This window comes from Streptomyces europaeiscabiei, from assembly GCF_036346855.1.
Lineage (GTDB): Bacteria > Actinomycetota > Actinomycetes > Streptomycetales > Streptomycetaceae > Streptomyces > Streptomyces europaeiscabiei.
This window is the reverse complement of sequence record NZ_CP107841.1, coordinates 8,414,664-8,433,327: the sequence shown is the minus strand read 5'-3', so window position 1 is coordinate 8,433,327 and position 18,664 is coordinate 8,414,664. Positions and strand designations below refer to the sequence as shown.

The 18,664-nt window shown below is 71.2% G+C and carries 16 protein-coding genes; 11 read left to right on the top strand and 5 right to left on the bottom strand.

What is annotated here, in order from left to right:
- Positions 1-177 precede the first annotated feature (177 nt).
- Positions 178-981, top strand: coding sequence for an IclR family transcriptional regulator (locus OG858_RS36670; protein ID WP_319064205.1), 804 nt, complete (start codon positions 178-180; stop codon positions 979-981).
- A gap of 209 nt (positions 982-1,190) precedes the next feature.
- Here the strand turns inward: OG858_RS36670 and OG858_RS36665 are convergent, their stop codons facing one another.
- Positions 1,191-1,505: a DUF5955 family protein gene (locus OG858_RS36665; RefSeq protein WP_037703899.1), complete on the bottom strand. Its 315-nt coding sequence runs from the start codon at positions 1,503-1,505 to the stop codon at positions 1,191-1,193.
- Positions 1,506-1,742: 237 nt separating this feature from the next.
- Here OG858_RS36665 and OG858_RS36660 point away from each other — a divergent pair, with 237 nt between their 5' ends.
- On the top strand, positions 1,743-2,468 hold the full coding sequence (locus tag OG858_RS36660) for a nucleotidyltransferase family protein (protein WP_086750894.1): 726 nt from the start codon (positions 1,743-1,745) through the stop codon (positions 2,466-2,468).
- Positions 2,469-2,751: 283 nt separating this feature from the next.
- Positions 2,752-4,377 carry a malate synthase A gene (aceB, locus tag OG858_RS36655; RefSeq protein ID WP_319266803.1) on the top strand — a complete coding sequence of 542 codons (1,626 nt, stop codon included), beginning with the start codon at positions 2,752-2,754 and terminating at the stop codon, positions 4,375-4,377.
- 9 nt (positions 4,378-4,386) lie between these two features.
- Here aceB and OG858_RS36650 read toward each other — a convergent pair whose 3' ends face one another.
- Positions 4,387-4,698, bottom strand: coding sequence for a SelT/SelW/SelH family protein (locus tag OG858_RS36650; RefSeq protein WP_086750896.1), 312 nt, complete (start codon positions 4,696-4,698; stop codon positions 4,387-4,389).
- Complete coding sequence (locus tag OG858_RS36645) at positions 4,695-5,609, bottom strand: HipA family kinase (protein WP_086750897.1); 915 nt, start codon at positions 5,607-5,609, stop codon at positions 4,695-4,697. Before OG858_RS36645 ends, OG858_RS36650 begins: the two co-directional genes overlap by 4 nt.
- 482 nt (positions 5,610-6,091) lie before the next feature.
- Between OG858_RS36645 and OG858_RS36640 the strand changes: the two genes are divergently transcribed.
- Positions 6,092-7,777, top strand: a complete 1,686-nt coding sequence (locus tag OG858_RS36640; RefSeq protein WP_086750898.1) for a ribonuclease J — start codon at positions 6,092-6,094, stop codon at positions 7,775-7,777.
- A 104-nt stretch (positions 7,778-7,881) separates the two neighbouring features.
- Positions 7,882-8,610 carry a polyamine aminopropyltransferase gene (locus OG858_RS36635; RefSeq protein WP_086750899.1) on the top strand — a complete coding sequence of 243 codons (729 nt, stop codon included), beginning with the start codon at positions 7,882-7,884 and terminating at the stop codon, positions 8,608-8,610.
- Positions 8,611-8,889: 279 nt separating this feature from the next.
- Here OG858_RS36635 and OG858_RS36630 read toward each other — a convergent pair whose 3' ends face one another.
- Positions 8,890-10,530: an IucA/IucC family protein gene (locus OG858_RS36630; protein ID WP_328544036.1), complete on the bottom strand. Its 1,641-nt coding sequence runs from the start codon at positions 10,528-10,530 to the stop codon at positions 8,890-8,892.
- Between the two features lie 321 nt (positions 10,531-10,851).
- Between OG858_RS36630 and OG858_RS36625 the strand changes: the two genes are divergently transcribed.
- The 3 genes from OG858_RS36625 to OG858_RS36615 all read left to right on the top strand — a co-directional run bounded on the left by OG858_RS36625 (position 10,852) and on the right by OG858_RS36615 (position 14,618).
- Complete coding sequence (locus tag OG858_RS36625) at positions 10,852-12,360, top strand: IucA/IucC family protein (protein ID WP_328544037.1); 1,509 nt, start codon at positions 10,852-10,854, stop codon at positions 12,358-12,360.
- A gap of 123 nt (positions 12,361-12,483) precedes the next feature.
- Positions 12,484-13,752 carry a VWA domain-containing protein gene (locus OG858_RS36620; protein ID WP_328544038.1) on the top strand — a complete coding sequence of 423 codons (1,269 nt, stop codon included), beginning with the start codon at positions 12,484-12,486 and terminating at the stop codon, positions 13,750-13,752.
- Between the two features lie 71 nt (positions 13,753-13,823).
- Positions 13,824-14,618: a hypothetical protein gene (locus OG858_RS36615; RefSeq protein ID WP_408059503.1), complete on the top strand. Its 795-nt coding sequence runs from the start codon at positions 13,824-13,826 to the stop codon at positions 14,616-14,618.
- Between the two features lie 331 nt (positions 14,619-14,949).
- Here the strand turns inward: OG858_RS36615 and OG858_RS36610 are convergent, their stop codons facing one another.
- Entirely contained in the window at positions 14,950-15,591 is a 642-nt protein-coding gene (locus OG858_RS36610) for a winged helix-turn-helix transcriptional regulator (RefSeq protein ID WP_328544040.1), read from the bottom strand.
- 85 nt (positions 15,592-15,676) lie between these two features.
- Between OG858_RS36610 and OG858_RS36605 the strand changes: the two genes are divergently transcribed.
- The 3 genes from OG858_RS36605 to OG858_RS36595 all read left to right on the top strand — a co-directional run bounded on the left by OG858_RS36605 (position 15,677) and on the right by OG858_RS36595 (position 18,644).
- Positions 15,677-16,885, top strand: a complete 1,209-nt coding sequence (locus tag OG858_RS36605) for a pyridoxal phosphate-dependent aminotransferase (protein ID WP_037703889.1) — start codon at positions 15,677-15,679, stop codon at positions 16,883-16,885.
- A gap of 581 nt (positions 16,886-17,466) precedes the next feature.
- On the top strand, positions 17,467-18,000 hold the full coding sequence (locus OG858_RS36600) for an HAD domain-containing protein (protein WP_086750434.1): 534 nt from the start codon (positions 17,467-17,469) through the stop codon (positions 17,998-18,000).
- Between the two features lie 44 nt (positions 18,001-18,044).
- Positions 18,045-18,644, top strand: coding sequence for a histidine phosphatase family protein (locus OG858_RS36595; protein WP_319064211.1), 600 nt, complete (start codon positions 18,045-18,047; stop codon positions 18,642-18,644).
- Positions 18,645-18,664: the final 20 nt, after the last annotated feature.

Below are 18,664 nucleotides of genomic sequence, written 5' to 3'. Positions count from 1 at the left end.
CCGCCCCCACCCCGTCAAGGGCACCCCCTCCACTGTGCCCCCACCGCATCCACTCTGGATGTTTTCACAAGACGGAATTAGACTTCCACTGAGCAGAACGTAGTGACGCGCAAGCGAGTAGTCAATGAACTGCCCGGTAGGCTGCGACCTCCCCTGCCATCCGAAAGGACCGCGCCCGTGCCGACGTCCAGCGCCAGCGCCCACACGACCGACTCCCCCAAGTCGTCCTCCGGTGGTGTCCAGTCCCTCGAGCGCGCCTTCGATCTGCTGGAGCGGATGGCGGACGCGGGCGGCGAGGTGGGTCTCAGCGAGCTGTCCGCGAGCAGCGGGCTGCCGCTGCCGACCATCCACCGGCTGATGCGGACACTGGTCGTCTGCGGATACGTGCGCCAGCAGCCCAACCGGCGGTACGCCCTCGGCCCGCGCCTGATCCGCCTCGGCGAGTCCGCGTCCCGACTGCTCGGCACCTGGGCGCGCCCCTACCTCGCACGCCTCGTGGAGGAGACCGGCGAGACGGCGAACATGGCGCTCCTCGACGGCGACGAGATCGTGTACGTCGCCCAGGTGCCGTCCAAGCACTCCATGCGAATGTTCACCGAGGTGGGCCGCCGGGTACTACCCCACTCCACCGGCGTCGGCAAGGCCCTCCTCGCCGACTTCCCGGCCGACGAGGTCCGCGCCCTGCTGGCCCGTACGGGCATGCCGGCCGCCACGGACAAGACGATCACCACCCCCGACGGCTTCCTCGCCGCCCTCCACGACGTACGCGCCCTTGGCTACGCGGTCGACGACAACGAACAGGAGATCGGCGTCCGCTGCCTCGCCGTCTCCGTCCCCAACTCCCCCACCGCCGCGGCCATTTCCATCTCCGGCCCGGCGGGCCGGGTCACCGAGTCGGCGACGGAACGCATCGTGCCGGTGCTGCAGCAGGTGGCGGTGGAACTGTCGGAGGCACTGGCGAGTTCAACCGCGGGAAACTGACGGGCCCGGTGCCCGGCCGCTGGTGAACGGGCACGCCCCGAGAAGCACGGGGCGCAGCCCCGCACTTCAGGGGCGCGGGAGAACCGCGCGAGCAACCACGGCGAACCCACGCCCGGGGACAAAGGGGCACCACCCCTTGAGGATGGGACGGGCAGGGACGGGCGGGGGCGGCGAGGGCAGCGAGGGCAGCGAGGGCGAAGAAAACGCACTCAGCGCCGCGGCGGCTCCCCGAACAGCTCCACCGCCGTACGGACGTCCGCGAGGCCTCTGGCCAACGCACTCACCGACCCGATGGACCCCGCGATCAGCAACAGGGAGCGCCGCAACCGCGGAACCTCGGGCATACCGGTGACAGCCATCGCCGCAAGCGCCGCCAACTCGTCCTCCGCGATCCCCCGGTCGGGGAACTCCGCCGGATGCGCGGCCAGTTCACGACGCAGCCGGGACACGGCCGAGCGCAACCCCGCCACTTTCGGATCCTCGTCACTGCCGGTCACTGGCCTCTGCCCCAAGCTCCGCAACACAGCCCTCTCCCCCTCTCGCCCACTCCCTCGTGCGCGAGTCACGGCCGTGCACCCGAGCACGGCCCGCCACCCGGTGGCGTCGGTCGGGCGCCGGGGGTGGCGCGGGCCAGTAAACGCCAACCGTGTGTCGAACGCCACTACGGGGAACGAAAATTCAGTCCCCGGGCACCACAATGCCGACGCCCGGCCCGTCCGGCTTCACCGGCCACCCACGCCGGGTCGGGTATGCAGGGGGACATGACGCACCACGAGGCCCAGAGCCCACCCCGGAACGCGGCCCGGCCCACAGCCCCTGACGCGACGGCCGGCGGGAGCGAGGTCGTCGGGCTGCTGCTGGCCGCCGGGGGCGGGCGGCGCCTCGGCGGCCGGCCCAAGGCCCTGCTGACCCACCACGGCCGCCCCCTGGTCGAACACGCGGTCGGGGTGCTGCGGGCGGGCGGCTGCGCCCGGATCCACGTGGTCCTCGGCGCCGAGGCCGCGACCGTACGCGCCCGGGCCGAACTGCCCGGCTGCGTACTGGTGGACAACCCTGAGTGGGCCGAGGGCATGGGCTCGTCGCTGCGGGCCGGACTGGAGTCACTGACAGGGACGGGCGCCGACGCCGTCCTGGTCTCGCTCGTCGACCAGCCGGGCATCGGCCCGGAGGCGGTGGCCCGCGTCCTCGCCGCGCGCAAGCCCATCAGCCCGCCGGAGCCGTCACCGAACCGGGCCGGACACCCGCCGGACCCGTCGCCTCGCCGACCGGGCGGCGCGCTCGTCGCGGCCACCTACGACGGCCGCCGCGGCCACCCCGTCCTCCTCGGCTCCGCCCACTGGGCCGCCGTCGCGGAGACTGCCACCGGCGACCGAGGGGCACGTGCCTATCTGCGGGCGCACGAGGAGGTGATCACGCTCGTCGAGTGCGGGGACGTGGCACTGCCGTACGACATCGACACGGAGGCCGATCTGGTCCACCTGGAGTGAGCCGCCACGCGCGAAGGGCCCCGAGCGGCCCGACGACGTCACGTCACCCCATGGCACGTCACGTCACCTCATGGCACGTCATGGCACGTTGCGTGATCGCGATGACATCGAGCGCCACTACCCCTCGACCCGAAGAATCTCGACATCAACAAAACATTGAACTTCCACCATGAGGAAACTAGTATCCACTGCTCAGAAGCGCCCGACTCATCCGAGGGCGTTCACAGCCCGACCCGGGTCGACCGACACCCGGTGCCACGCCCGCTGAAGGAAGTGACAGCTCATGTCCGCACCAGCGCCGTCCCCGCTGGCCATCGTCGACGCCGAGCCCCTGCCCCGCCAGGACGAGGTCCTCGACCCCGCCGCCCTCGCCTTCGTGGCCGAACTGCACCGCCGGTTCACGCCCCGGCGTGACGAGCTGCTGGCCCGTCGCGCGGAGCGCCGTGCCGAGATCGCCCGCACCTCCACGCTCGACTTCCTCCCGGAGACCGCCGCGATCCGCGCTGACGACTCCTGGAAGGTGGCCCCCTCCCCGGCCGCCCTGGACGACCGCCGCGTCGAGATCACCGGCCCGACCGACCGCAAGATGACGATCAACGCCCTCAACTCCGGGGCAAGGATCTGGCTCGCGGACTTCGAGGACGCCTCCGCGCCGACCTGGGAGAACGTGGTCCTCGGCCAGGTGAACATGGCCGACGCCTACACCCGGAACATCGACTTCACCGACGAGCGCACCGGTAAGTCGTACGCCCTGCGCCCCGACGAGGAGCTGGCGACGGTCGTCATGCGCCCGCGCGGCTGGCACCTCGACGAGCGCCACCTCGTCGACGCCGACGGCACCCCCGTCCCCGGCGCGCTCGTCGACTTCGGCCTGTACTTCTTCCACAACGCCCAGCGGCTCCTTGACCTCGGCAAGGGCCCGTACTTCTACCTCCCGAAGACGGAGTCGCACCTGGAGGCCCGCCTCTGGAACGAGGTCTTCGTCTTCGCGCAGGACTACGTGGGCATCCCGCAGGGCACCGTCCGCGCGACCGTCCTGATCGAGACGATCACGGCCGCGTACGAGATGGAGGAGATCCTCTACGAACTCCGCGACCACGCCTCGGGGTTGAACGCGGGCCGCTGGGACTACCTCTTCTCCATCGTGAAGAACTTCCGCGACGGCGGCGCCAAGTTCGTCCTCCCGGACCGCAACGCGGTCACGATGACGGCCCCGTTCATGCGGGCGTACACCGAACTCCTCGTCCGCACCTGCCACAAGCGCGGCGCGCACGCGATCGGCGGGATGGCCGCGTTCATCCCCTCGCGGCGCGACGAGGAGGTCAACAAGGTCGCGTTCGAGAAGGTCAAGGCCGACAAGGACCGTGAGGCGAACGACGGCTTCGACGGCTCCTGGGTCGCCCACCCCGACCTGGTCCCGATCGCGATGGCCTCCTTCGACGCGGTTCTCGGCGACAAGCCGAACCAGAAGGACCGCCTCCGCGAGGACGTCGACGTCAAGGCCGCCGACCTGATCGCCGTCGACTCCCTCGAAGCCAGGCCGACGTACCCCGGTCTCGTCAACGCCGTCCAGGTCGGCATCCGTTACATCGAAGCCTGGCTGCGCGGCCTCGGCGCCGTCGCGATCTTCAATCTCATGGAGGACGCGGCCACCGCAGAGATCTCCCGCTCCCAGATCTGGCAGTGGATCAACGCGGGCGTCGAGTTCGAGAACGGCGAGAAGGCCACGCCGGAGCTGGCCCGCAAGGTCGCCGCCGAGGAACTGGCCGCCCTCCGCGCCGAGGTCGGCGAGGAGGCCTTCGCGGCCGGCCACTGGCAGCAGGCCCATGACCTGCTCCTCCAGGTCGCCCTCGACGAGGACTACGCCGACTTCCTGACCCTCCCGGCGTACGAGCAGCTCAAGGGCTGACCCACTGCCCTATACCGGCGCGTCCTTTTCCGGCGCGTCCTTGTCCGGCGCGGCCCTGTCCGAGTGGCCCAGGGATTTTCCCGGGGCCACTCGGTCGCGTACGGCCTGCTTGACGGCCGTCGGCTCGGGGAAGCCCTGGTCGCGGCGGTCCCACACCACCTCGTCGTCGACCCGGACGACGAAGACGCCACCGGTGCCGGGCTTCAGCGACAGCTCGGTCAGCTCCGTCTCGAAGGTGGTGAGCAGTTCCTGCGCCAGCCAGGCCGCACGCGGCAGCCAGCGGCACTGGGTGCAGTACTCGATCTGTACGACGGGACTCATCCGAGGTGCACCGACCAATCCTGTTCCGCCGCCGGTTGGCCGTGCAGGTCGGGGACCCGTTTGAGCCAGTTCGGACGGCCTCGCTGTGTCTTCGCCGCACGGAGGGCCTCCTCGGCGGCGAGTTCCTCCCGGGTGGGGAAGTCGGTGGGGAGCCAGGCGGCGGAGGCCTCCACACGCGCGCGGAGGTAGCGGACGTAGGCGTCCCGGACCTCGGCGGGCGACGCGAAGCCGTCCTCGGTGGGCAGCCAGGCGTCCGGGACCTCGGCGACGATCCGCCGCAGCAGTTCCTCCGTCACCTTCGGCGCGAGTTCGGCATCCGCCGCGCGCACGTCGGGGGCGTAGTGGCCCAGGGCGTGGTGGCGGAAATCGTACGCCTTGGTGGGGTCGGAGGCGTCCCAGCGGTGGTGGAAGACGAGGGCCGCGCCGTGGTCGATCAGCCAGAGGCGCGCGGGCGCGATGCCGAGCGTGGGCCAGATCATCAGGTTCGAGCTGTGCACGGTGCGGTCGACGTTGACCGTGAGGGCGTCGAGCCAGATGATCCGGCCGGCTTCGAGGGGGTCCACCCGGAACGCCTTCGCTACCTCAGGGGTGAAGTCCCTCGCGCCCGGCAGATAGTCCATGCCGAGGTTGAGACCGGCGCTCGCGCCGTGCAGTTCCCGCACCTCCTGGTGGGGCTCGCTCTCGGCGATCGCCGGGTCGAAGTGCGCGAGGACCAGTTCGGGGAAGCGCAGGCCGAGCGCCCGCGCCAGCTCACCGACGATCACCTCGGCGACCAGCGCCTTGCGCCCCTGCGCCGAGCCGGTGAACTTCACGACGTAGGTGCCCAGGTCGTCCGCTTCGACGATCCCGGGGACGGAGCCGCCCGCCCGGAGGGGTTCGATGTAGCGGGTTGCGTTGACTTCCCTCAGCATTTTCTCAGGCCACCCGATTCATTGACCTTGCAATTCATGATCGCCTTCGAGGCGTCGAACAGGGGAACTGCCCGTCGTCAGCCCTGGGGAAAACCTGGGAAGTCTGGACCGACATGCGGATCCCCTGCCTCCCCAGCAGTCCGTCGATGGCCGTCCGCCCCCTGCTTCCGGCCCCCGCCTCCGGCCACCGGGTTCCGGGTTCCGGCCACCGGGTTCCGGCTTCCGGCTTCCGGCTTCCGGCTTCCGGCTTCCGACTTCCGGCTTCCGACTTCCGGCTTCCGACTTCCGGTATGAAGTGAGCATAGTAACCGAGGGTGATCGCTGATGCGGAGTGCCCTAGGATGCGGAGTGCCCGAGCCACCCACGCCCCGTTACCTGTCTCTCCCCCGGGGCATCGCCGAGGTGCCCGACAGCGCACCGCGCCTCGCGTCCACCGTGCAGGCAGTGGATCAGCACGGCGCACTCTTCGATAACGTGGGGCTATGAGCCATCCGCACCCAGAACTAAAAGCCGCCCCGCCGCTCCCTGACGGAGGACTGAGGGTCACCGCCCTGGGTGGCCTGGGCGAAATCGGCCGCAACATGACCGTGTTCGAGTACGCAGGCAAGCTGCTGATCGTGGACTGCGGTGTGCTGTTCCCCGAGGAGAACCAGCCGGGCGTGGACGTGATCCTGCCCGACTTCACCTCCATCCGGGACCGCCTCGACGACATCGTGGCCGTCGTCCTCACCCACGGCCACGAGGACCACATCGGCGGCGTGCCCTACCTGCTGCGGGAGCGGGCGGACATCCCCCTCGTCGGCTCGAAGCTCACCCTCGCCTTCATCGAGGCCAAGCTCAAGGAGCACGGGATCAGGCCCCGCACGGTGCGCGTGCGCGAGGGCGACCGGCGCGGCTTCGGCCCCTTCGACTGCGAGTTCGTAGCCGTCAACCACTCCATCCCTGACAGCCTCGCGGTGGCCCTGCGCACCGGAGCCGGGATGGTGCTGCACACCGGTGACTTCAAGATGGACCAGTTCCCCCTTGACGACCGCATCACCGACCTTCGTGCCTTCGCCCGCCTCGGCGAGGAGGGTGTGGACCTGTTCCTCACCGACTCCACCAATGCCGAGGTCCCCGGCTTCACCACCTCCGAACGCGAACTGAACCCCGCGATCGAACAAGTGATGCGCACCGCGCCGCGGCGGGTCATCGTCTCCAGCTTCGCCAGCCATGTGCACCGCATCCAGCAGGTACTGGACGCCGCCCATCAGCACGGCCGCAAGGTGGCCTTCGTGGGCCGCTCCATGGTCCGCAACATGGGCATCGCCCGCGATCTGGGCTACCTCAAGGTCCCGTCCAACCTGATCGTGAACACCAAGGAGCTGGAGAAGCTCCCTGACAACAAGATCACCCTGGTGTGCACCGGATCCCAGGGCGAACCGATGGCCGCCCTGTCCCGGATGGCCAACCGCGACCACCAGATCCGCATCGGCAAGGGCGACACCGTCCTGCTCGCCAGCTCCCTCATCCCCGGCAACGAGAACGCCATCTACCGGGTGATCAACGGCCTGACCCGGTGGGGCGCCAACGTCGTCCACAAGGGCAACGCGAAGGTGCACGTCTCCGGCCACGCCAGCGCCGGCGAACTCGTCTACTGCTACAACATCGTCCGCCCCCGCAACGTCATGCCCGTGCACGGCGAGTTCCGCCACCTGCGGGCCAACGCCGACCTCGCCATCCGCACCGGCGTCGACCCCGACCGGGTCGTCATCGCCGAGGACGGGGTCGTCGTCGACCTCGTCGACGGCCGCGCCTCCATCACCGGCAAGGTGCCCGCGGGCAATGTCTACGTGGACGGCATGGAAGTCGGCGGCGCCACCGAGGCGTCCCTCAAGGACCGGGTCACCCTCGCCCAGGAGGGCGTCATCACGGTCGTGGCCATCGTCGACGCCGACACCGGCGGGCTGGCCGAGGCCCCCGACTTCCTGGCTCGCGGCTTCGTCCACGACGACACCACCTTCGAGCCGGTCATCCCCGTCATCGAGAAGACGCTGGCCACCGCCGCCCAGGAAGGCGTCGGCGACGCCCACCAGCTCGAACAGCTCATCGCCCGCGCCGTGGCCAACTGGGCCTTCCGCACCCACCGCCGCAGGCCGCTGATCATCCCCGTCATCATCGACGCCTGACCGGGCCACCACCCCGAATCCGCGCCCCCGCACGGCGGCGGAACATGCGTCGAGCCACGCCGGGCCCAGCCCCGTGCATCCACGAACGTCAGAAAGGTGAACGGATGGGCCCGCGCTTGGAGGAGATCGACTGGCAACCGACCCCGATGGGTGAGATCAGTCTGCGCCGACGCCGCGACCCGGTCTCGGGAAGCGACGTCTACGAGGTGAAACTCGGCGACGAGTTCCTGATGTCCAGCCTCTTCACCAGCGGCGAGATCGCGCTCACCGAGCTCGCCCTGGCGGAGCTGCCGGACACCGGACTGGACGTGGCCGTCGGCGGACTGGGACTCGGCTACACCGCCCAGGCCGCCCTGGACGACCCCCGGGTGCGCTCGCTGACCGTGATCGACGCGCTCGCCGAGGTCATCGACTGGCACCGACGGCACCTGGTGCCGCTCGGAGCCCGGCTCACGTCGGACGACCGCTGCCGTCTGGTCCACGGCGACTTCTTCGCGCTGGCCGCCGACCCCGGCGGTCTGGACCCCGAGGAGCCGGGCCGTCGCTTCCACGCCATCCTGCTGGACGTCGACCATTCACCGCGCCATGTGCTCCACCCGCGCCACGCGGCGCTCTACCAGCCCGCCGGGCTCCACGCTCTCGCCGCGCACCTCCACCCCGACGGGGTGTTCGCCCTGTGGTCCAACGACCCGCCCGACGACCTGTTCACCTCCGTGCTCACCGAGGTCTTCGCACGAGCAGCGGCCCATGTCGTCGAGTTCGACAACCCCCTGCAGGGCGGCACCTCGACCAACACCGTCTACCTGGCCGGCAAGGCACCGGACACGCCGTAGGAGGTACGCGGCGGCCGACTGCGGCTGCCGATCGCACGGAGAGACACCGAAGGACTCATCCGCGCGGGCGGCCGGCCACGTGTGCAACGGCATCGCCGCAGGTCCGTGCCACCCCGTGGACGCTTTCACGACGTAGGTCCCCCGGTAGTCGGCTTCGACGACCGGGGGGGACGAAGCCGTCTGCCCGGAGCGGGGGCGCGTGTCGAACCGCGGTCGCTTCGCGCTGGACACCGGTGGCCGACCGCCGACCGCCGACCACCGACCACCGACCGCGGCAAGTCAGGCAGGCGATCGACCGCTTCGGCCGGACGTCCGCCTGATCGGGTTGGGCAGCGGAAGGTACCGTGCGTCCGCGCCGTCCGCGCCCGTCCACCTCAGCAGCAGATTCGTCTTGCCCGGCAGCGTGGGCGAGTCGAGGAGGTCGGCGATCTCCGGTACCTCGCCGTGGCGCACCAACTGCCCGCGTACGGCGGGCCAGGGGTCCACCTCCGGATGGTGTTCGGCAAGGGCCGCCGCGACCTCCAGGAGGTTGTTGACGAAGAGGCAGTAGACCAGCCGTTCCCAACCTGCCTCGCGTGTCACGTCCGGAAGGAGCTTCACGCCCTCGGCGTCCCGGTAGACGGCCCGCACGGGGACGCCCGAGGGGTCGCAGGCGATGAGGGTGTTCTGCAGATGGGCCTCCAGGACGACACCGTGGCCGTGGAAGGCGGCGAGAGCCGGGGGTACGACCGCGCGTAGATACGCCTCCCACCAGGCCTCGGGGTCGGCGGCGTGGGCCAGCGGGTTGCCCGGGAACGCCCCGGTGCCCTCGGTGAGGGCGGCGGCGAGGAAGGGGGTCGTGCCGGGGGGCACATGGCCGCGCAGGCCGTCCCGGACCAGTACCGCCAGCTCCTCGAAGGCGAAGGCGGCGGTGCGATAGCCGCGGTCGCTCAGCCAGGCTCCAGGCGCCCCGGCGAAGGCCTCCGTGACCGCCCGGTCCGTCCGGCGCAGCTTGAGCAGGTCGTGGCGCCACAGTCGGCGGATGTCGTTGGTGATCCGCACGTCCAGGCTGAACTTGAGGAAGAGGTCGGAGGCGGCGGCCATGGCGTCTTCGGGCGCGGTCCTGGATGTAGCGCCGGATACGGCCCCGGACGCGGCCCCGGGTACGTACACCGTGCGGATCGCCGCCGTCGGCCACACCTCGCCGTCCGCCGGACCCAGGCGTACGAGGCGGCCGTCGGCGAAGGCTTCGGCCAACCCCCGGCCGACCAGGTCGAGTTGCCAGGGGTGGGTGGGAAGGAGCCGGTAGCCGGGCGGGGCCGTGCCGAGCGCGTCGAGGGCGGTGGTGTCGCCCTCCTCGACCACCGTGTCCTCGCGGACCCCGAGGAGGGTCAGCGGGAAGTGGGCGTACGCCTCGGGCGCGTACGGCAGCCATCCGGCGACCGGGCCGCCACCGCGGGCCTTGGGGGCGGGGTGGAACGGGTGGCCGGTGATCAGGGACTGCTCGGAGCGCCGGTACGGGTCCTCGGGCGCCGGCGTGTGGGCGCGCGCGGTCAGGATGGCCTCCACGGCCTCGCGGCTGTCGAGCATCTCGGCGGGCAGTTCGGAGTTGGACAGGCCGGTGAGGGCGCGGAGTTCCTCGGCGACGAGCTTGACGAGTTCGGTGTGGGTGAGCGGGTGCCAGGTGCCCGCCGTGCGCACTTCGGGGCGGGTGGGACGCCGGGTGCCGCGTACGCGCAGGAGGCGGCCGTCGGCCCTCAGCCGGTGCACCACGGTCGCGCCCGACGACTCGACCGGTGCTCCCGCTTCCCGCAGAAGACAGTTGAGCAACGGTGCGGCGGCGTGGGCGTCGGCAGCGGTGCCGATGCTGTCGCGCGACGAATCGACATCGCGGGACGCGTTGGCGTCGTCGCGGGGCGGGTTGGCGTCCACGGGGTCCATTCGTTCCTTACGGTGCACTCGTGATCAGTATGTCTGCCCGCCGGGCTTCTCCGTGAAGCGGTCGTGCGCCGTTAAGGCGGGAATCGGCCGTGACCGGTCCCGTTCGGTGGGGAGGGACGGGTCGCCGCCGTCGCGAAGCGGCCACACGGCGATTCGTCGCGCTGCCGCATGCGTCGTGTCGGAGACGGGCGGGCAGTGGTCGTACGCCGATGTCGATGCCGATAGGGCTACCGCCCCTGCCCAGCCCCAGCCCCAGCCCCAGCCCCGACAGCCGTACTCGCACCCGCACCCGCACCCGTCCCGCACCCGAGGAGCCCGTCCGTGGACCGTCACCCGTTGTCCGACGCCGACGCCGAGGCGGCGCTCGGCGCCGAGCTGGGCGCCGTACGCCCCGATCTGACGCTGCCGTACACGGCAGCACTGCCCGGCGCCCGAGCGGCCGTACTGTCCCGGCTGTGGCGGGGCCTGGTCCATGAGCCGCTGCCCTGGGTGGTGCGCCGGGACGCGGCCGGGGGCGACGGGGTCACGCTCCATCTCGCCGACGGCCGTCGGCTGCACGGCCCGGCCTCGGACCCGTACGGCACCACCGCGCACGTCGAGGAGGTCTGGTTCGACGAGCGGTCCTACGATCGTCCGGCGCGGCTCATGACCGCCCTGGCCGTTCCGCACAGCGCCGCCTTCGCCGTCGAACTCGACCACAGCGTCGCCTCGTTGGCACTGTCCCGCGCCGGTCAGCCGGCGGCCGCGGAGTCACCGGTGACCAGCTGGGGGTGGGAGCAGCTGATCGTCGACGGACATCCCTTCCACCCCAACTGCCGTTCCCGGCCCGGCTTCTCGGCATGCGACCAGCTCGCCTACGGGCCGGAGCACCGGCAGGTCGTACGACTGGGGCTGGCGCCGGTGGAGGAAGCGATGGTCGTCGGGGAGTGGCCGGCGGAGTTGCGGGACGGCGGGCGGGTGCTGGTTCCGGTGCATCCGTGGCAGGCGGCCCATGTGCTCAAGTGCCCCTTGGGGGAGGTGATAGAGGCCCATCCGCTGATGTCCCTGCGCACCCTCGCCCTCGCGGACGGCGGGCCGCACGTCAAGACCGCGCTGAGCGCCCGGCTGACCTCGTCCGTGCGGGACATCTCGGTCTACTCGATCGAGACGTCGGCGATCGTGTCGGACTTCATGGCGGAGGTCGCCGGCCGCACCGACGGGTTGCTGCACGTGACGCGGACGCTGGGCGCTGTCACCGCCGGTTCGCCCGATCTGGCGGCGGTGCTGCGTGAGTCGCCGGAGACGTACGCGGACACGGCGACCGGTGAGCGGGTCCTGCCGGTGGCCGCGCTCGCGACGACCGAGCTGCCCCGGTCGCCGTCCTGGCTGGCGGACTTCACCCGGCTCGCGCTCACGGTCTCCCTCCGCCTGCTCGACCTGGGCGTGGCCCTGGAGGCGCACGGTCAGAACCTTCTGGTGGTTCTGTCCCCGTCGGGTGCCCCCCGCCGCCTCGTCTACCGCGACCTCGCGGACATCCGGGTCAGCCCCGCCCGGCTCGCCCGGCACGGCATTTCCGCCCCGGCCATGACCGGCCGCATCATCACCGACGACGAGACCACCCTGCGTCGCAAGCTGTTCGGCGCCCTGCTCACGGGCACGCTCGGCGCCACGGCCGGTTCGACACCCGTCCTGCGCGAGGCGCTCTCCACCGCCGTACGGGAGCTGCCGCACACCCCCGATCTCCGCACGCTGCTGGAGGGGCCCGTACCGACGAAGGCGTTGACGCTGATGCGTCTTTCGCCGGAGCGGCCCGGCGACATCTGGGCGGAGGTACCCAGTCCGCTGCGGTGAGCGGCGGGGTGCGAGGGGGATCGGCGGCGAGCGGCGGAGTCCGGGGGCCCTGACTCGTTGTCCGCCCGATGAACAGGTGGTCTCGTTTTGAAGCGTGACCCCTTGGATCAATAGGATCCGCCGATGATCACAAGACAACGGCTGACAGCAGGGGTGTTCGTCCTGCTCGCCGTCCTGACGGCCGGGATCGCGGTCCCCTCCACGGCCGTCGCCGACGAGACCACGGCCACCGCGCCCAAGGTCAACCTCCTGCTGGACGTCAGCGGCTCGATGCGGGCCAAGGACATCGACGGCCAGTCCCGCATGGCCGCCGCGAAGCAGGCGTTCAACGAGGTACTGGACGCCACGCCCGAGGAGGTCCAGCTCGGCATCCGCACCCTGGGCGCCGACTACCCCGGCGACGACCGGAAGACGGGCTGCAAGGACACCGCGCAGCTCTACCCGGTGGGGCCGCTGGACCGCACCGAGGCGAAGACGGCGGTGGCGACGCTCACCCCGACCGGCTGGACCCCGATCGGCCCCGCGCTGCTGAAGGCGGCCGACGACCTGGAGGGCGGCGAGGGCACCAAGCGCATCGTGCTGATCAGCGACGGCGAGGACACCTGCGCCCCGCTCGACCCGTGCGAGGTGGCCCGCGAGATCGCGGCGAAGGGCATCGGCCTGACCATCGACACACTCGGCCTGGTCCCGAACGCCAAGATGCGCCTGCAGCTGAGCTGCATCGCCGAGGCGACCGGGGGCACGTACACGTCGATCGAACACCGCGACGAACTCACCGACCGTGTCAATCAGTTGGTCGACCGTGCCGCCGACCCGGTGGTCGTGCCGAAGGCCGTCGAGGGCGCCGAGGCGTGCGCGCAGGCGCCCACCCTCACGTCGGGTCTGTACACCGACCGCGAGGAGTTCGGCCGGCAGCGCTGGTACCGCGTGGACGTCGAGCCGGGCCAGGAACTGCGCGCCTCGGTGAGCGTCGCGGCCGACCGTGACGTCAACCCGGACTACGGCGTGCTGCTGCGCGCGGTGACCGCCAAGAACCGCGAGATCGTACGCGGCGAGGCGGCCGGCAACGGCCGTACCGACGTCATCTCGACCGGTCTGCGCTATCCGAAGGCGGAGGCCGAGGACAAGGAGGACGAGTCCACCGCCGAGTCCGTGTGTCTCCAGGTGACCCACTCCTACTCGCCGGCGAGCGGTGTGAAGAGCACGCCCGGTCTGCCGCTCGAAATCACCGTCGACGTCGTGGAAGGGCCCGACCGGGCGAGCGACGTGGCCTCGTTCGGCCTCGGCCGCGGCTGGTGGCTGCTCGGTGTGCTGGTACTCGTCGGATTCCTGACGGGTGTGCTGTGGGGCTGGCTGTCGCGCTGGCGGGTCGCGGTCTGGAGGACCAACTGATGCGGATCACAAGCATGTCGCGTACGAGGACCGGCGCCAAGAGCGCTACGAAGAGGGCGCTGGCCCAGGTGATGACGGCCGGGTTCCTGCTGCTCGGCACCGCCGTCTCCCCCGCCGTCGCCGACTCCACCCCCTCCGCGAGCCCCTCGGAGGACGGTGACGCGCCCACACAGGCGGGCACCTCCTTCCGTACGGCCACGGAGTTCGAGCAGGGCCGGACCGCCACGGCGAGCGCCTCGACCGGCGACTACCTGTACTGGTCGTTCCCGGCGGACGCCGGCCAGCGGCCCACCGTGCGGGCGACCGTCAGGCTGCCCGAGGGGGCCGAGTCCTCCTCCACCTGGCAGATCGACGTGTACGACGGGCTGAGGCGCCGCCAGGCCTGCCAGTACGGCGCGCAGACCCGGACCGCCGCCGCGGGGGCGGCCTCGGTCGAGCTGTCCTGCACCCTGCGCACCGTCCGTGCCTGGTCGGAGCAGTGGGCCGACGACCCGCTGCCGGGCACGTACTACGTCCGCCTCACCACGACCCGGCTGGCCACGGCCGACCTGGGGCTGCCCGTCGACACCGAGGTCAAGGCCGACTCGAAGGACATCGGCGGCGCCGCGGCCGTCGACGGCTCGCTGGCGCAGCCGTTGGTACCCGGCATCGCCGTCACCTCGTCCCAGGAGGACGACGAGGACACCTCCACCGAGGCCGTCCTGTCCTCCCTCGAACCCGACGACGGCTGGGCCTCCGGCTGGTGGAGCGACCGCTGGGTCTGGACGGCGCTCGGCGCGGCCCTGGCGGCACTGGCGGGCATCGGCGGCTACTCCCTGACCCGGGGCGCGGGCCGACCGACCCGGGTGCCACCGCCGGGTGCCTGACCGCTCGTCGAAGGCCCGCCGAACCATGCCGGTTCGGCGGGCCTTTCGCGCGGCCGGCCGTGCCGGCGTCCGACCCAGTCCGCGTCGACCCCGTCCGCGGGTCCGGTGGGGGCTGGTCGCGCAGTTCCCCGCGCCCCTGAGAAGCAGGGGCTGCGCCCCGTGCTTCTCGGCCAGCAGGACCGTTGCCCTTCAGGCCCGCAGGGCCGCTGTCCTCAGGCCCGCAGAGCCGCTGCCCTCAGGCCCGCAGGGCCTGGTCTTTCAGGGGCGCGGGGAGCTGCGCGACCAGCCCCCACCGGACCCGCAGCCGACGAAGGACCCACGTCCCCCTCACTCAGGCCTCCCGCAGCTCCTTGGCGAGAGCGCCCTCCCCCGCCACCTCGACCAGGCCCTGCCGCACCGCCTCCCGCAGCCCCAACTCCCCCCGCCCGAGCGCACCGCAGGTGCCCGCGTCGAGAGACAGCCGTACATCCGCCTCCCCGGGCGCGGGCCCCTCCCCGTACACCGGCCCCTCTCCGGTGCCCACCCACACGTGGAACTCCCCCTCCTCCAACCGGACTTCGACAAGCCCGGCACTCCCCGCGACCCAACCCTCCAGCCCCCGCAACAACGGCAACGCGAACCAGTGCGCCCGTACCGCATCCGTCGCCCGCCGCTCCCCGAGCGCACCCTCCCCCCACGCCCCGAGCGCCTGCAGCACCGGCAGCAACTCCCGTCCCCGGGCGCTCAGTTCGTACACATAGGCCGCCCCCGGCGGCGGCAGTCGCCGCCGTGTGGTCAGCCCGTCCCGCTCCATGCCCTTCAGCCGCGACGCGAGCACGTCCGTGCTGACGCCCGGCAGGTCCGCGTGCAGGTCCGTGTAGCGACGCGGCCCGGCCAGCAGTTCACGCACGATCAGCAGGGTCCAGCGGTCACCGACGAGGTCGAGCGCCCGCGCGGCGGAACAGTACTGGTCGTAGCTTCGACGAGGTGACATGGGACGCAGTCTAGACATGTCATTGGACTTTCCAAGCACCTACTTGGTAAAACCAAGCAACACAACGAACCGGAGGGCTAGGCGCATGGAGTTCCGGCAGTCGAGCAAGCTCAGCGAGGTCTGTTACGAGATCCGCGGCCCCGTGATCGAGCACGCCAACGCACTGGAGGAGGCGGGCCACAGCGTGCTGCGCCTCAACACCGGTAACCCCGCCCTCTTCGGCTTCGAGGCGCCGGAGGAGATCATCCAGGACATGATCCGGATGCTCCCGCAGGCCCACGGCTACACGGACTCGCGCGGCATCCTCTCGGCCCGCCGCGCGGTCGCCCAGCGCTACCAGGACCGGGGCCTCGACGTCGACGTGGACGACGTCTTCCTCGGCAACGGCGTCTCCGAACTGGTCTCCATGGCCGTACAGGCGCTGATCGAGGACGGCGACGAGATCCTGATCCCCGCCCCCGACTTCCCCCTCTGGACGGCGGTGACCACCCTCGCCGGCGGCAAGGCGGTCCACTACCTGTGCGACGAGCAGGCCGACTGGTACCCGGACCTCGACGACATGGCGTCGAAGATCACCGACCGCACCAGGGCCGTCGTCATCATCAACCCGAACAACCCCACCGGCGCGGTCTACCCGAAGGAGATCATCGAGGGCATCCTCGACCTCGCCCGCCGCCACGGCCTGATGGTCTTCGCCGACGAGATCTACGACCAGATCCTGTACGACGACGCCGTCCACCACTCGGCCGCCGCACTCGCCCCCGACCTGGTCGTCCTCACGTTCTGCGGGCTGTCCAAGACGTACCGCGTCGCGGGCTTCCGCTCCGGCTGGCTGGTCGTCACCGGCCCCAGGCAGCACGCCCGCAACTACCTGGAGGGCCTGACGATGCTGGCCTCCATGCGACTGTGCGCCAACGCCCCCGCCCAGTACGCCATCCAGGCCGCGCTCGGCGGCCGCCAGTCCATCACCGACCTCACCACGCCGGGCGGCCGCCTGCACGAACAGCGCAACGTGGTGTGGGAGAAGCTCAACGAGATCCCCGGCGTCTCCTGTGTGAAGCCCAAGGGCGCCCTCTACGCCTTCCCCCGGCTCGACCCCAAGGTCCACAAGATCCACGACGACGAGAAGTTCGTCCTGGACCTGCTCCTGCGGGAGAAGATCCAGGTCGTCCAGGGAACCGGCTTCAACTGGCCCACCCCCGACCACTTCCGCATCCTCACCCTCCCGTACGCGGACGACCTGGACGCGGCGATCAGCCGGATCGGCCGGTTCCTGAGCGGGTACCGGCAGTAGGGGGCGAGGCAGGCCGACAGTCGCCCGACTCCCGGTAGTTGACCTCGGGGTACGCGACCCCCGGAGCCGGAACGGACGCGCGGAGCCTGACGACTCCCCCGGCCGGCGGGGTGGATGTGGTCGCGTGCTCGATAGCGCGTGCTCGTACACAGCCCCGGCCTGGGCCCAGGGCGCTTGTGATGGCTCCTGGTCGGAGATCATCCGGCCGATTGGCGCCGCGCGAGCCACGGCATTTCCGAACCCCGGCCCACACCCGACCGGGGCGGAGGAACGACACAGGCTCCCGCGACGCACGACGCTCAGGCCGTCACGTCGGCCACCTCTCGGTGTCCCGGTGCACGCCGAGGCCCACACTGGTGAATTCGTCGTCCCGCTCACCGGTGAGGGCGCCGAGTTCGCGCAGGGCCCGACAGACCGGGGTGCCTTCGGCCGACGACGGCTCACCCTCCACAAGCCGCCAGGCCCGACACCGGCCTGCAACACGTGCCCCACGCAGGGCCCTTGCTCCTCCGCCCAGCCGCGCCCCGGGTTGAGGACGACCGGGCCAGATGTGAACACGCCGGCATGGGTAACTCCTTGTCATGACTGACCGACCGCTGCTCCTCCTCGACGTCGACGGCCCCCTCAACCCCTTCGGCGCCCGGTGGTGGCGTCCACGCGGCTATGTGACCCGCCGGATGCACCCCGCGAACTGGTCCTCACGGCAGGAACCGGGATCCCGACGGCTGCGCCGGGGCCTGCGGATCCGGCTCAATCCGGCGCACGGGGAGCGGCTGCTCGCGCTGCCGTACGAACTGGCGTGGGCGACGACGTGGATGCACGAGGCCAACGAGATGATCGGGCCGGTGATCGGGCTGCCGCGCGATCTGCCGGTCATCGAGTTCGACAACCTCTTCGCCGCGGATGCGGACGGCCTGTACTGGAAGACCCGGCGGGTTCTTCAGTGGGCGGCCGGACGGCCGTTCGTCTGGGTCGACGACATGATCACCGACGTCGACGTACGGCATGTGGCCGAGCACCACGACACGCCGGCGCTGCTGCTGCGGATCGATCCGCGCCGGGGGCTGCGGGAGGAGGAGTTCGCGGAGTTGGAGCGGTGGGCTCGTGCCCTGTGAGGCGTGGAGGCGTCGTCGGTGCGGCGGGCTCGTAGCCTGGGGGCATGGGTGATCTTCTTCTTGTGCGGCACGGTGAGACCGAGTGGTCGGCGTCCGGCCGGCACACCAGCTGGACCGACCTCTCACTGACGGACCACGGCCGTGAGCAGGTGAGCGGCCTCGCGCCGCTGCTCGGCTCACACCGCATCGGCGCCGTCTTCGTGAGTCCCCTGAAGCGGGCCCGGGAGACCGCGGAGCTGGCCGGGCTCACCGGGGCGCGCGTCGACTCGGATCTGGTCGAATGGGACTACGGCGGGTACGAGGGGATCACGACCGTCGAGATCCATCGCACCCGGCCGGACTGGTTCCTGTTCACGGACGGGGTCGCGCCCGGACCGCCGGAGCATCCCGGGGAGAGCCCGGAGGAGGTCGGGGCGCGCGCCGACCGGATGCTGGCGAAGGCGCACGCGGCGCTCGGGAACACCGACGGGAGCGTGGTGCTGGTGGCGCACGGGCACTTCCTGCGCGTCCTGACGGCCCGCTATCTCGGGCTGCCCGCCTCCGGAGGCGCGCTGTTCCAGCTGGCCACGGGCACGGTCTGCCGGCTCGGCACGGAACATGGGCGTCCGGTCATCGCGGGGTGGAATGTCAGACCCTCCTCGTAGTCTTCGAGTGGGTCGACCCA